Source organism: Yersinia sp. 2542 StPb PI (genome assembly GCF_048593855.1).
Classification (GTDB): Bacteria; Pseudomonadota; Gammaproteobacteria; order Enterobacterales; family Enterobacteriaceae; genus Yersinia; species Yersinia enterocolitica_E.
Window position 1 is genome coordinate 1 of sequence record NZ_JAZGQA010000121.1, and the last position, 14,327, is coordinate 14,327.

Sequence of the window (14,327 nt, forward strand, 5' to 3'; positions counted from 1 at the left end):
ATATAATTTCGCATAATATATAGTTTCCATTCATTATCTAATAATGAATTTTATGAGTTGAAGGTTAATCATATAACTAACATTTTTCGACTTTATCGAATTTAAAGGTTTTTTATTAAAAATAAATGACAAAATGCTAAAAAAAACCAATAACAGTATTCAATTCTGTTATATACGTAATTAGTTGGTGTTTTGATTAGGATAATTATGACTTCTCGCGGTGGTTATCTTGATATGAATAAATAGGGGAGTATTCATCAATGATAGAATTACATACTGATATTGATGATGTTTATTACCTGTCGCGGAGTGAGAAAATTCTGTATAAATCTTAAAAACCATTAGTTAAGCAGACAAAGATTGTATTAGTGTGAGGTGAGATTTCACTGGGTTGTTGCACCTTTAAGTGCCAGATTTTAAGAAGGAATACTGTGTGTCGAAATTGCGGGTTGGTGTGATTTTTGGTGGTAAATCGGCTGAGCATGAAGTGTCGTTGCAGTCGGCCAAAAACATCGTAGAGGCGATTGATAAGGAAAAGTTTGATGTCACGCTACTGGGTATTGATAAACAGGGGAAATGGCATGTTAACGATGCATCCAGCTATTTGTTAAATGCAGAGAATCCAGCGCTGATTTCCCTGAATCACTCAAACAGAAATGTAGCGTTGATTCCCGGTCAAGAGCGCCAGCAACTGATTGCGGCGGATAATGCCACAGCATTGGCGCAACTGGATGTTATTTTCCCGATAGTACACGGTACATTAGGCGAAGATGGTTCTTTGCAAGGCTTGCTGCGCATGGCCAATATCCCCTTCGTTGGATCCAGCGTGCTGGGATCTGCGGTCAGCATGGATAAAGATCTCACCAAGCGGTTACTGCGTGATGCCGGGTTGAATATTGCCCCCTTTATTACGCTGACACGGACAAATAAAGATAATTACAGTTTTGAGCAGATAACGGCAAAACTTGGCTTACCTTTATTTATCAAACCGGCAAATCAAGGCTCCTCGGTTGGGGTGAGTAAAGTACGCAATGCGGCTGAATACCAGCAGGCTGTTACGCTCGCGTTTGATTTTGACCATAAGGTATTAGTTGAATCAGCTATTGTTGGGCGCGAGATTGAATGTGCGGTACTGGGTAATGATAACCCTCGAGCTAGCCTGTGTGGTGAAGTGATCGTCAGTGATGAATTTTACTCCTACGATACCAAGTATATTAATGAAACCGGTGCTCAGGTGGTTATCCCTGCAGTGATAGACAGTGCAGCCAGCGACAATATTCGCGCAGTAGCATTAGCCGCGTTTCGTACGCTTGAATGCCGTGGTCTGGCACGGGTAGATGTCTTTTTAACACCAGAAAATACCGTTATTATAAATGAAATCAATACACTACCTGGTTTCACTAATATCAGTATGTACCCCAAACTCTGGCGCGCCACGGGTGTCGGCTCTACAGAGTTGATCACAACACTGATTGAACTGGCGTTAGAACGGCATCAGCAAGATAAGTCATTGAAGAGTTCTATTTTTAGCGACCACTAAATGAAGATTGTGGTTGAACCCAGCGGTTGCCTGAAGGCAGCCGTTGCGTTTGGTGATCAGTTAGATCTGCGCGGCAAACGGGTGGTGTGATTCTTTCGAGAGGTAATGTGGATTTAGGCGGTCTAGCCAGCTTTATCGGCGGGACTTGCTGATATATATGAGAGGGCTGAGTAAACAGATAGCAGGCTAGCCTGCGATAAGCAATCTGAGGCGGGTTGAGGATTAGGATAATCTTGAATTTTTCCGATTTAACTGTATACTTATACAGTGGTTTGGTTGGAGAAAGATAACATGCGTAAGATTATTCATGTCGATATGGATTGTTTCTTCGCGGCAGTGGAAATGCGCGACGATCCCAGTTTGCGTGATATTCCCATCGCGATTGGCGGCAGCCGCGATCGGCGTGGAGTGATCAGTACGGCCAATTATCCTGCCAGACGTTATGGTGTTCGTAGTGCTATGCCAACGGCGATGGCACTTAAACTCTGCCCACAGCTTAAAGTTATTCCTGGCAGAATGGCGGCTTATAAAGAGGCGTCGCTGCATATCCGTGAAATTTTCGCTCGCTATACCCCGCTGATTGAGCCGCTCTCGCTGGATGAGGCCTATCTGGATGTTTCTGATTGCTCCGCATGCAGTGGTTCTGCCACTTTAATTGCTCAGGAAATCCGTCAAGCCATTTCTGATGAACTGAGCCTGACCGCTTCCGCCGGTATTGCCCCGATAAAGTTTCTGGCCAAAATTGCGTCAGATCTGAACAAACCAAATGGTCAATATGTCATCACACCTAATCAGATTCAGCCTTTCCTGCATGATTTGCCGCTGAGTAAGATCCCTGGCGTGGGGAAAGTGACCGCTAAACGTTTACAAGAACTCGGGTTGGTTACTTGCGGCGAGGTACAAAATTATCCGCAGGCTGAGCTATTAAAGCGTTTTGGCAAATTCGGTCATGTGTTGTGGGAGCGTAGCCACGGTATTGATGAGCGTGAAATATCCCCAGACAGATTGCGTAAATCGGTCGGTGTTGAAAGAACGCTGGCGGAAGATATTCATGACTGGGAAAGTTGTGAGGCATTGATTGAACAGCTTTATATTGAGCTGGAAACTCGATTACGCAAAGTGAGGCCGGATCTGCATATTGCGCGTCAGGGTATTAAATTGAAATTTCATGATTTTCAACAAACTACGCAGGAGCATGTCTGGCCGGAACTGAATAAGACTGATCTGCTACAAGTGGCGCGCACTGCATGGAATGAACGGCGAGCCGGGCGGGGAGTTCGCTTGGTAGGGCTACATGTCACTTTACTGGATCCACAACTTGAGCGGCAATTATTGCTTAGTTGGGAATAGTATATGCAATAAAAAACGGCGGGTCGAAGCACCGCCGTTATCATATAAAGATCAATCAGATTTGTTTATGCCCGTTCTGGAATGGCTTTTAGCAGGGCGGTCAGTAACTGCCAATATTGACCAACGCTTTCGATATGAACTTGTTCATCCGGTGAATGTGGGCCGGTCATGGTTGGCCCAATCGACACCATATCCATATCCGGGTAAGGTTTTTTGAATAAACCACACTCCAGACCTGCGTGGATAACCATAATGTTCGGCGTTTTGTTGAACAGTTGTTGGTAGGTTTCCCGCACCAATGCCATGACAGGAGAGGTTGGGTCCGGCTGCCAGCCAGGGTAACCGCCTTTCGGTAGCGTTTGTGCACCAGCCAACTGACCAATTGCCGTCAGCATGCTCACCACGTAATCTTTGCCGCTGTCGATCAGGGAGCGAACCAGACAGATGATTTCTGCTTCGTTCTCATTCATGGTAACCACACCGACATTCAGTGAGGTCTCAACCACGCCTTTAACGGCATCGCTCATGCGAATTACACCGTTTGGTGTGGCATTCAGCAGTGCCACTAAACGCTGTTGTGTGTCTTTAGTCAGCGCTTTTGTCTCAGTGGATACCGGTTCGAGCAGGAGTGCCAGATTTTTTTCCACCGCCGCCAGCTCGTTTTTCAACGTTGCCAGATACGCCTGACTAAGGCTTTTCAATTGATCGACTTTATCTGCACTAACCGCCAGGAAAACCGAACCCTCACGCGGGATAGCATTACGCAATGTACCGCCATTAAGATCCAATACGCGCAGATCCAGATCTTTTGCATGTTCAAACAGGAAGCGGGCCAGCAGCTTGTTGGCATTGCCTAAACCTAAATGGATATCCGCACCGGAGTGACCACCTTTAAGGCCTTTTAAGGTCAGTTTCAGGGTTTGGAACCCAGCAGGAACGGCTTCGCGCTTCAGGGCCAGAGTGGTGATAAAATCAATACCACCAGCGCAACCCATATAGATTTCACCTTCCTGTTCAGAATCGGTATTAATCAGAATATCGGCTTTCAACCAATTAGGTTGCAGGCCGAAGGCACCATCCATACCGGCTTCTTCGGTCATGGTCAGTAACACTTCCAGTGGGCCATGTTCAACGCTGTCATCAGACAATACGGCCAGCGCAGAAGCCATACCAATGCCGTTATCCGCACCCAATGTGGTGCCACGGGCTTTAACCCATTCACCGTCGATATATGGTTGGATAGGATCTTTGGTAAAGTCATGTACCGTATCATTATTCTTCTGCGGCACCATATCCAGATGGGCTTGCAGCGCAACTGGCTTACGGTTCTCCATCCCTTTGGTAGCAGGCTTACGCAGCAAGATATTACCGACCTTGTCACGCTCAGCGTGCAGACCTTTTTCTTTGGCCCACGTCATAATGTGCTGCGCCAGTGCTTCTTCATGGTAAGACGGATGGGGGATTGAGCAGATTTTTGCGAAAATATCCCACAACGGCTGAGGCGAAAGTTGAGACAGTTCAGACACTGTAAGTCTCCTGTAACAGCATGCTCATATCGGCAACCTCAGGATGAAGATGTCAGAGATGCTATCGGGTTGATGACTAAAGATTTTAAGGGTAGTGACAAACCGCCATCGGAATGGCGAGATGGTTTGAGAATATCACTTTCATCGGCATTACGCGCGTTTCGCCGCACAATTACCGCATTAGACCCGATTAATTAACCTGATAATTGCTGGTTTTTATTCGGCTGGCTCACTATAATCTCGCGCAACCTTTTTTCCCCTTCTGATACATGGCAAGCCACTCCTTTACTGGCTGGGATTACACTTTATGAGCGAAAAATACGTCGTTACCTGGGATATGTTGCAAATTCACGCCCGCAAGCTGGCACAGCGTTTACTGCCAGCCGATCAATGGAAAGGGATTATTGCGGTAAGCCGTGGTGGTTTGGTGCCAGCGGGTATTCTGGCGCGTGAGCTGGGTATTCGTTATGTCGACACCGTTTGCATCGCCAGCTATAACCATGATAACCAAGGCGAGCTTAAAGTCCTGAAACGTGCTGAAGGTGACGGCGAAGGCTTTATTGTGATTGATGATTTGGTTGATACCGGCGGTACTGCGAAAGCTATCCGTGAGATGTATCCGAAAGCACACTTTGTTACTATTTTCGCCAAACCTGCTGGTCGCCCATTAGTTGATGACTATGTGGTTGATATCCCTCAGGGCACCTGGATTGAGCAGCCGTGGGATATGGCTGTAACCTTTGTTGCTCCTTTAAGCGGTAAGTAATTTAGTTGGCTTTAAACGCCTGGTCAGCTCCGGGCGTTTCATTTTCTCCGCAGTATGAGTACACTTGACTCCATCTGACCAGCCCTTATCGGGCCTGAATCACGGCTTATGGAGGCTATCGTTACCATGGCACAAGCCAACCTCTCTGAAATTCTGTTTAAACCAAAGTTCAAACATCCTGAAACCTCAACTCTCGTGCGGCATGCTCACTGCAACCATCCTATGACGGTACATTCTGCCTTGGACGGTGATACCACCAGCCATTGGTATCGGATGATCAACCGTTTGATATGGACCTGGCGCGGTGTTGATCCTCTTGAAATAGAAGAAGTGTTGTCACGCATTGCCTGTTCAAAGGCAGAACACAGCGATAACGAATTGCTAGATACCGTGGTGGGCTATCGCAATGGTAACTGGATTTATGAGTGGGCCCATCAGGGGATGCTGTGGCAGCAAAAAGCCATGGAAGAGGCCGACCCGATGAATGCGGGTCAATACTGGTTAAATGCGGCCAATTTATACAGCATTGCGGGTTACCCACATCTGAAAGGTGATGAGCTGGCCGAGCAAGTCGAGGTGTTATCAAACCGCGCCTATGAAGCCGCCGCTGAGCACCTGCCGTATAACCTGAAAGAGCTTAATTTCGCGATTTCAGATGGCGGTACGCTGGCGGGGTTCCTGCATATGCCGACTGTTGGCAGTGCGCCATTCCCAACGGTATTGATGTGCGGTGGGTTGGATACATTGCAAAGTGACTATCATCGCCTGTTCCGTGACTATCTGGCCCCGAAAGGGATAGCCATGTTGACGGTGGACATGCCATCGGTGGGGGCTTCGTCGCGTTGGAAGTTAACGCAGGACACCAGTTATCTGCATCAGCAAGTCTTGCAGGCATTGCCGGATATCCCTTGGGTTGATCATCAGCGAGTCAGTGTTTTCGGTTTCCGTTTCGGTGCCAACGTAGCGGTGCGCCTGGGGTATTTAGAGCCACAGCGGGTGCGTGCTGTGGCATGCCTTGGGCCGATTGTGCATCATCTTCTGTGTAACGCTGACAGCCAGCGCCAGGTGCCAGATATGTATATGGATGTTATGGCCAGCCGATTGGGAATGGCTGATGCGGCAGATGAAACGCTTAGAACAGAAATGAACCGCTATTCGCTGAAAACACAGGGGTTGCTGGGGCGGCGTTGCCAAACACCTATGTTGGCGGGCTACTGGGAAAATGATCCCTTCAGCCCAAAAGAAGAGGCGAAGTTAATCTGTTCTTCCTCGGCGGATGGCAAGCTATTACCTATATCATCAACGCCGCTGTACGACAATTTCCACCGTGCATTATTGCAAGCCAGTGAGTGGTTAGAAGATAAAATGCGTTAATGAGTTGCTAATTTTTAACAGTTTGCTAAAAAGGATCGTCTATATAAGGAGATTTAAGAATGACGTCGACCAGTGCTCATCCTAAAAGTAAGCTTATGAAACGTTTTGCCGCTTTAGGACCATATCTGCGTGAAGGGCAGTGCCAGAGTGACCATTTTTTCTTTGACTGTTTAGCTGTTTGCGTCAATGTGAAGCTTGCCCCCGAGAAACGTGAGTTTTGGGGCTGGTGGATAGAGTTGGAACCGGCAGAAGACCATTTTACCTACGTTTACCAGTTCGGCCTGTTTAATAAAGAAGGCAGTTGGAAAGCGGAAAAGATTAAAGATGCTGAAATACAAGAGAAACTGGAGACCACGCTGCGTGGTTTCCATAAACGCCTTGCTGAGATGTTGACTTCAATTGAAATGAGATTGGAGCCAGCGCAGCATTTTAGCGATCAGCCGATTAAGCTGTCCGCTTAGAAGTCTGTTTGTTAATGCCTAATTAAATAGAATATTCCCCCTTTAGCACAATAAAAGGGGGAATTTCTCATTCTGACTGTTGGCATTATGCCTCCCGCCTGCTACAAAGACCCATCCCCTTCGTACTTAGAGCCGCAGGGTTGTTAGCTAGGTTCATTCACCCGAGTCACATTTGTTCTTACATGAATAAGCTCATCGGGATGAGTTCGCTGGCAGCCATACTGCAACTCCAATTACTTTGGGTATATATTGTTTCTTTTATTCATCCCAATGGCAGAAAAATTATGAGTGGCAGCCAGACATTGGTTGTGAAATTGGGGACGAGTGTTCTGACCGGCGGTTCCCGTCGTCTTAACCGTGCCCATATTGTTGAACTGGTGCGCCAATGTGCCCAGCAACACGCAAAAGGTCATCGTATTGTTATTGTCACCTCCGGGGCGATTGCGGCCGGGCGTGAACACTTGGGTTATCCAGAATTGCCTGCCACTATTGCCTCAAAGCAACTGTTAGCCGCAGTCGGGCAAAGCCGGCTAATCCAGCTCTGGGAACAACTGTTTTCCATCTATGGCATCCATATCGGTCAGATGTTACTGACCCGTGCTGATTTGGAAGACAGAGAGCGTTTTCTCAATGCCCGTGACACCATGAATGCCTTGCTGGATAACCGCATCGTGCCGGTAATCAATGAGAATGATGCTGTCGCCACCGCTGAAATCAAAGTAGGCGATAACGATAATCTCTCGGCACTGGCGGCCATTCTTGCCGGTGCCGATAAGCTACTGTTACTGACCGATCAGGCGGGGTTATACACGGCTGATCCGCGTAACAATCCTGAAGCTGAGCTTATTCGCGAAGTGCATGGTATCGATGATGCTTTGCGCGGAGTTGCTGGCGATAGTGTCTCAGGCCTTGGCACTGGTGGTATGGCCACTAAACTGCAAGCAGCAGATGTTGCCTGCCGCGCCGGTATTGACGTGATTATTGCCGCGGGCAGTCAGTCCGGTGTTATTGCGAATGTGATTGATGGCACGCCGGTTGGTACCCGCTTCCATGCACTGGAAACCCCGTTGGAAAACCGTAAACGCTGGATTTTTGGTGCACCGCCAGCCGGTGAAATTACGGTCGATGATGGGGCTGTAGCCGCTATTATGGAGCGCGGCAGTTCGCTGCTGCCCAAAGGTATTCGCAGTGTTCAAGGGGATTTCTCCCGTGGTGAAGTGATCCGGATCCGCAATCTTGGCGGGCGGGATTTGGCCCACGGTGTATCACGCTATAACAGCGATGCGCTGCGCATGTTAGCGGGGCATCACTCGCAACAAATCAGTGAAATCCTCGGGTACGAATATGGCCCGGTGGCGGTTCATCGTGACGATATGATTGTCAGCTAAGGAGCGAGCATGAGCATGCTGGAACAGATGGGGAAAGCCGCCAAACAGGCTTCCTGGCAGTTGGCAATGTTGAGCACGGCAGAGAAAAATCAGGTGCTGGCAGTAATAGCTAACCTGTTGGAATCTGAAAGTCAGGCTATTTTGCATGCCAACGAGCAAGATATGCAGGCTGCACGTGACACGGGCATGAGTGAGGCGCTGCTCGATCGGCTGTTATTGACCCCGGCACGCTTAGCGGCTATTGCTAATGATGTGCGTCAGGTATGCCGCCTGAATGACCCTGTGGGCCGCGTTATTGATGGCAGCCTACTCGACAGTGGCTTAAAGCTGGAACGCCGCCGTGTGCCTCTGGGGGTGATTGGTGTCATTTATGAAGCGCGTCCTAACGTTACGATCGATGTCGCCAGCCTCTGCTTGAAAACCGGCAATGCCGTGATTTTGCGGGGTGGCAAAGAGACTCATCACACTAATCAGGCAACCGTGAAGGTTATCCAGCAGGCACTGGAACAGTGCGGCTTACCCGCGGCGGCAGTGCAGGCGATTGAAAGCCCTGATCGGGAATTGGTAAATCAGTTACTGCGTATGGATCGCTATGTCGATATGTTGATTCCACGGGGGGGGGCTGGTTTACATAAACTGTGCCGTGAGCAATCAACCATTCCGGTGATTACCGGTGGGATTGGGGTTTGCCATACCTTTGTGGATGAAAGTGCTGATTTTGAGAAAGCGTTATTAGTGATTGAAAACGCCAAAGTTCAGCGGCCAAGTGCGTGTAACTCATTGGAAACCTTGCTGGTTCATCAAGCCATTGCAGAGCGCTTCCTGCCTGTACTCAGTACCCGAATGCATGCCTTTGGCGTGACACTGCATGCCAGCCCGCAGGCGCTGCCGTATCTGACCGAAGGTAAGGCCAAGGTAGTGGCTGTTGAAGCTGCTGATTATGACGATGAATGGTTATCTCTGGATTTGAATGTGGAGATTGTGGCTAATATCAATGCTGCTATTGACCATATTCGCGAGCATGGCACCAGCCATTCTGATGCTATTCTGACCCGCTCACTCAGTAGCGCGGAACATTTTGTCCGTGCGGTGGATTCATCGGCAGTTTATGTCAATGCCAGCACCCGTTTCACCGATGGCGGCCAGTTTGGTTTAGGCGCTGAAGTGGCAGTAAGTACGCAAAAACTTCATGCCCGTGGCCCGATGGGGTTGGATGCATTGACAACCTATAAGTGGGTTGGCTATGGCGACGATTTAGTGCGTAGCTAATTTACACCAGACAGAACATATACAGTAAAACGACATTTGGCTGCTGCTGCTGTCGTTTTATTTTTTTCTCTGGTTAACCTCCCTGTGAAGCATCTGCCTTTAAGTGTGAAATAGATCATTATTCGATGTAACGCGTTTATGGCTATTCATCAATTTACCTCCCCAAAAATAGGCAACCAAACACTTGTTGGGTTGCTTCTGTGTGTATTGTTATCCTCTTGATTATCTATCTTTATTTTTAGTGGAATATCCTTCCTGTAAGAATATTACTATTTAAAACTTATTTTCCTATCGGAAGAACTTGAGTTACCTCACAGAAAATGTGCTGTAACTGCTTGAAAACACGCTTACGATCGTTCTCTCAACTTTGAAATAGAGTAATAAAATACGCTTTACTCTATTTAGTCAAAATAATAAAACAAGCACATGTTTAAAAACAAACAAGTGTCCATTATGACCAGCCGAGAAAAACAAATATTGCAGCTTCTGAGACGAGATCCATTGATCCCCCAGCAAGAAATTGCCGATATTCTAGGCATTAGTCGCTCGGGGGTGGCGGGTCACATTATGAATTTAATGCAAAAAGGTTATATCAAAGGAAAGGGATATATATTATCTGAGCACAGTTATGTGGTGGTGGTTGGCTCGGTAAATATGGATGTTTGTGGTTATGCAGCCAGTAAGCTCATTTATGAAGATTCCAACCCAGGGAAAATAAAATGCACCCCAGGCGGTGTTGGGCGAAATATTGCTGAAAATATTGCGCTATTAGGCAAAGAGTGCCATCTCATCTCGGTGGTGGGTGATGATTTTTATGGTGCGACCCTGATTGATGAGGCTAAACGCGCCGGTGTCAATGTCAGTAATTGCCACAGTTTGCACGGTGAAAATACCTCTACTTATGTTTCGTTACTCGATGATGGTGGCGAAATGTTGGTGGCGATTAATGATATGCGCATATTAGAAAAACTAACGCCGTCATTATTAGCAACCACCAAAGAGATAATTCAACACGCGGGAATATTAGTCGTCGACTGTAATTTAACCGAAGAAGCCCTCTCATGGATATTTACCAATGCCGGTAATGTTCCTGTATTCGTCGATACGGTTTCAGCATTCAAAGCACCCAGAATTAAAAACTGGTTATCCCATATTCACACGCTGAAACCTAATCGTCTGGAAGCAGAGATACTCAGTGGCATGAAAATTAACAGCCACGATGATATTCCGGTGGTGGCGCACTGGTTTCACCAACAAGGCGTCCAGCGCCTGGCATTAAGTATGGGAAAAGAGGGGGTTTATTTCAGTGAAATTGATGGCCAGGTTGGCTGGTCATTGCCACTGAATATCAACATTGTGAATGTTACCGGGGCCGGAGACGCGATGATGTCTGGTTTAGCAAGTTGCTGGCTGGATGACATGGAATTTGCTGAGAGTATCCGTTTTGCTCAAGGGTGCTCAGCATTAACGCTCTCTTCGGAACTAACTAATAACCCCAATCTGTCAAATGGCAGTGTTAAAAAACTATTGGAATTACAACCATGACAAATAACGCAATGGCACAATCTTATTTAGATATATCACCAGAGGTTGCACAGGCTTTGGCGCAAAATAAAGCCGTCGTCGCATTAGAATCTACCATTATTTCTCATGGGATGCCTTACCCACAAAATGTAGAAACAGCGTTACTGGTAGAGCAGAAAATTCGTGAGAATGGCGCAGTGCCTGCCACTATTGCCGTTATAAACGGCCGAATGAAAGCGGGCCTATCCCGTGACGAAATAGAATTGCTGGGCAAGGAAGGCCATAGCATTATGAAAGTCAGCCGCCGTGATTTGCCTTTTGTGATAGCAAATGGACAACATGGTGCCACAACCGTGGCTTCCACCATGATTATTGCACAAATGGCGAAGATTAAGGTTTTTGCGACCGGCGGTATTGGTGGTGTACACCGTGGTGCTGCCACCACATTTGATATTTCCGCCGATTTACAGGAGTTGGCGAAAACTAATGTCACGGTGGTTTGCGCCGGCGCTAAATCTATTTTGGACTTAGGTCTAACCATGGAATATCTGGAAACTAATGGGGTGCCAGTTATTGGTTATCAGACTCGGTCACTGCCCGCTTTTTTCTGTCGGACCAGCCCGTTTGAGGTCAGTATTACTTTAGACAGTGCTGAGCAAATTGCGGCAGCAATGAATGCCAAATGGAGTATCGGCTTGCGTGGAGGAATGGTTGTTGCCAACCCCATCCCACCACAATATGCTTTACCCGAAGAGATTATCAACGCTGCCATTAATCAGGCAGTAAAAGAATCAGAAGAACAGGGGGTTATTGGTAAAGAAAGTACGCCATTCCTGTTGGCCAGAGTAGCTGAATTAACCGGTGGTGACAGTTTAAACGCTAACATACAGTTGGTATTTAATAATGCGCAGTTAGCTGCCAAAATTGCCTGCTCCTATCAGAGCATTATTTAATAAAGAACGGTAACACGCTTTAAATATTGTCCTTATTACAAAATACTTGCTCATATCTTTGAGGTGCCCTGACACATTTGTTGTCCGAGGGGCACCTTTTCGAGCATGAGCTATCTATATAGGAACTTCGAGGTACTTCGGGGGATTTATGGATTTATTGCGTAGTTTGGCGGGGATGTGCATTTTATTGTTTATCGCCTATGTTTTTTCAGTAAATAAAAGAAAGATAAGATTACGGACCGTTGGGGCTGCATTATTATTGCAAATAACATTGGGTGCAGTCATGCTCTATGTTCCTGCTGGAAAGTGGTTTATCTCTTCGATTGCTAATACAGTGAATAGGGTTATTTCATATAGTGACGCAGGTAGCGCATTTATTTTTGGTGGTTTAGTTAGCCCAAAAATGAATGAGTTATTTGATGGCGCCGGTTTTGTTTTTGCTTTTCATGTCTTGCCGGCCATTATTTTCATCACTTCATTAATTTCTATTCTTTATTATCTCGGCATTATGGGATGGCTAATTAATATTCTCGGTTCTATATTTCAAAAGTTACTCGGTATCAGTAAAGTAGAGTCATTTGCCGCTGTCACCACTATCTTCCTTGGTCAGAATGAGATCCCAGCGGTGGTTAAACCCTTTATTAATAAGATGAACAGCAATGAACTGTTTACCGTCATCTGTAGCGGTATGGCGTCCATTGCAGGTTCTATGTTGGTGGGCTATGCCGGGCTTGGGGTCCCGATTGAATATTTATTGGCTGCTTCGTTAATGGCTATCCCTGGCGGGATATTATTTGCGCGTATTATCAGCCCGGCGACAGAAGAGTCAAAAGTTGAATTCAACGAGATGACATTCAGTGACAAACGCCCTGCCAGTATTATTGAAGCGGCAGCCAGTGGCGCGATGCTGGGATTGAAAATTGCGGTCGGGGTTGCCACCGTCGTGATGGCGTTTGTTGCATTGATTGCGTTAATTAACGGCATTATTGGTGGTATTGGTGGCATCTTTGGTTTCGAACAGCTCAGTCTGGAAAGTATTCTTGGTTATGTGTTCTCGCCTCTGGCTTATATTATGGGCGTATCCTGGGAACATGCTTCACTGGCGGGTGGTTTTATCGGCCAGAAATTAGCCATTAATGAGTTCGTAGCCTATTTAAGTTTCTCTCCTTATCTGAAAGAAACCATAGCGACATTAGATGTAAAAACGATTGCAGTTATCTCTTTTGCGTTGTGTGGTTTTGCCAACTTTGGCTCAATTGCTGTCGTGGTGGGCGCTTTCAGTGCTGTTGCACCCGAAAGATCATCTGAAATTGCGCGCTTAGGATTCCGTGCACTGCTGGCGGCAACATTATCTAATCTGATGAGTGCCACAATCGCCGGGCTGTTTATTGGTTTGGGTAGTTTATTACCGGGCTAGGCTTATTGATATTTCTTCTGGTGCATTAATCTACTGATAAAAAGGATTAATGCACTAATCAACCCTTTAATCTAGCGGATGGCGTTTGAGATAGTAACTGACTTTATAATCAACCGGATTAAAGGTTATCACCGAAAAATCTACCACGACTCCGTCAGTTCCATTGGATACGGCGAGTAATTGCAGCAGCAGGGTACGTGGATCGCAATGGAGTTGCAGGGCAAACTCCTGACTGGCGACAATAGGTAAAAATGTCTGCCGGCAACCTTCAATCTGATAATTAGCGTGTTTTTCAATAAAATCATATTTAGATGATTCAAGATGATGGTAAGTTAAATCCGGCATCAGAGAGACCGGCAGATAGCTCTCTTCTATCTGAATAATCTGTTTGTCAGCATAACGTAATCGTTTGATATAATATATTTTATCGTCTTGATTGATGTTTAACTGGCTGGCAATGTCTTGCGATGCCCTAATAATTTTGAACTCAGAAACTTCAGTATGTGGTGTCTTGCCGAGCATTTTCATCTGTTCGGTGAAACTATTCAGATGATTATTATCATGTTTAAGATCTTTCCCGATAATAAATGTCCCTCGCCCTTGTTGCCGTTCCAGTAAACCATCTTGAATTAAGACATCCAGTGCTTTTCTGACTGTCATTCGTGATGCGCCAAAACGCTCTGCTAACTGAATTTCTGATGGTAAGCAATCACCCAGCGAAATATCCTNATGATTTATTAATTTTCGAATATTTGTTAC

At 46.5% G+C, this 14,327-nt stretch carries 12 protein-coding genes; 10 read left to right on the forward strand and 2 right to left on the reverse strand.

Annotated elements, in window-relative coordinates; all coding sequences use genetic code 11:
- The first annotated feature begins 433 nt into the window (after nt 1-433).
- Both ddlA and dinB read left to right on the forward strand, forming a co-directional pair.
- Complete coding sequence (gene ddlA / locus V1952_RS14560; protein ID WP_372558156.1) at nt 434-1,540, forward strand: D-alanine--D-alanine ligase; 1,107 nt, start codon at nt 434-436, stop codon at nt 1,538-1,540.
- 291 nt (nt 1,541-1,831) lie between these two features.
- On the forward strand, nt 1,832-2,890 hold the full coding sequence (dinB, locus tag V1952_RS14565; RefSeq protein ID WP_083160127.1) for a DNA polymerase IV: 1,059 nt from the start codon (nt 1,832-1,834) through the stop codon (nt 2,888-2,890).
- 65 nt (nt 2,891-2,955) lie between these two features.
- Here the strand turns inward: dinB and pepD are convergent, their stop codons facing one another.
- Nucleotides 2,956-4,416 (reverse strand): beta-Ala-His dipeptidase, encoded by a 1,461-nt coding sequence (gene pepD, locus V1952_RS14570; protein WP_420074982.1) that lies wholly within the window; start codon nt 4,414-4,416, stop codon nt 2,956-2,958.
- A 307-nt stretch (nt 4,417-4,723) separates the two neighbouring features.
- Between pepD and gpt the strand changes: the two genes are divergently transcribed.
- The 8 genes from gpt (at nt 4,724) to V1952_RS14610 (ending at nt 13,568) form a co-directional block, all read left to right on the forward strand.
- Entirely contained in the window at nt 4,724-5,182 is a 459-nt protein-coding gene (gpt, locus tag V1952_RS14575) for a xanthine phosphoribosyltransferase (protein WP_083160123.1), read from the forward strand.
- 126 nt (nt 5,183-5,308) lie between these two features.
- Complete coding sequence (gene frsA / locus V1952_RS14580; protein WP_372558158.1) at nt 5,309-6,556, forward strand: esterase FrsA; 1,248 nt, start codon at nt 5,309-5,311, stop codon at nt 6,554-6,556.
- A 59-nt stretch (nt 6,557-6,615) separates the two neighbouring features.
- Nucleotides 6,616-7,017, forward strand: a complete 402-nt coding sequence (gene crl / locus V1952_RS14585) for a sigma factor-binding protein Crl (protein WP_420074983.1) — start codon at nt 6,616-6,618, stop codon at nt 7,015-7,017.
- Nucleotides 7,018-7,301: 284 nt separating this feature from the next.
- Nucleotides 7,302-8,405 carry a glutamate 5-kinase gene (gene proB, locus V1952_RS14590; protein WP_083163836.1) on the forward strand — a complete coding sequence of 368 codons (1,104 nt, stop codon included), beginning with the start codon at nt 7,302-7,304 and terminating at the stop codon, nt 8,403-8,405.
- A 15-nt stretch (nt 8,406-8,420) separates the two neighbouring features.
- Nucleotides 8,421-9,674 (forward strand): glutamate-5-semialdehyde dehydrogenase, encoded by a 1,254-nt coding sequence (gene proA / locus V1952_RS14595; RefSeq protein ID WP_372559837.1) that lies wholly within the window; start codon nt 8,421-8,423, stop codon nt 9,672-9,674.
- Nucleotides 9,675-10,127: 453 nt separating this feature from the next.
- Nucleotides 10,128-11,219 (forward strand): PfkB family carbohydrate kinase, encoded by a 1,092-nt coding sequence (locus V1952_RS14600; RefSeq protein ID WP_372558160.1) that lies wholly within the window; start codon nt 10,128-10,130, stop codon nt 11,217-11,219.
- Nucleotides 11,216-12,151: a pseudouridine-5'-phosphate glycosidase gene (locus tag V1952_RS14605; RefSeq protein WP_420074984.1), complete on the forward strand. Its 936-nt coding sequence runs from the start codon at nt 11,216-11,218 to the stop codon at nt 12,149-12,151. The genes V1952_RS14600 and V1952_RS14605 overlap by 4 nt, the downstream gene beginning before the upstream one ends.
- Nucleotides 12,152-12,299: 148 nt before the next feature.
- Nucleotides 12,300-13,568: a NupC/NupG family nucleoside CNT transporter gene (locus V1952_RS14610; protein WP_372558162.1), complete on the forward strand. Its 1,269-nt coding sequence runs from the start codon at nt 12,300-12,302 to the stop codon at nt 13,566-13,568.
- Between the two features lie 66 nt (nt 13,569-13,634).
- Here the strand turns inward: V1952_RS14610 and V1952_RS14615 are convergent.
- Nucleotides 13,635-14,327: GntR family transcriptional regulator (locus V1952_RS14615; RefSeq protein ID WP_420074985.1), on the reverse strand; the 693-nt coding region annotated here is incomplete at its 5' end.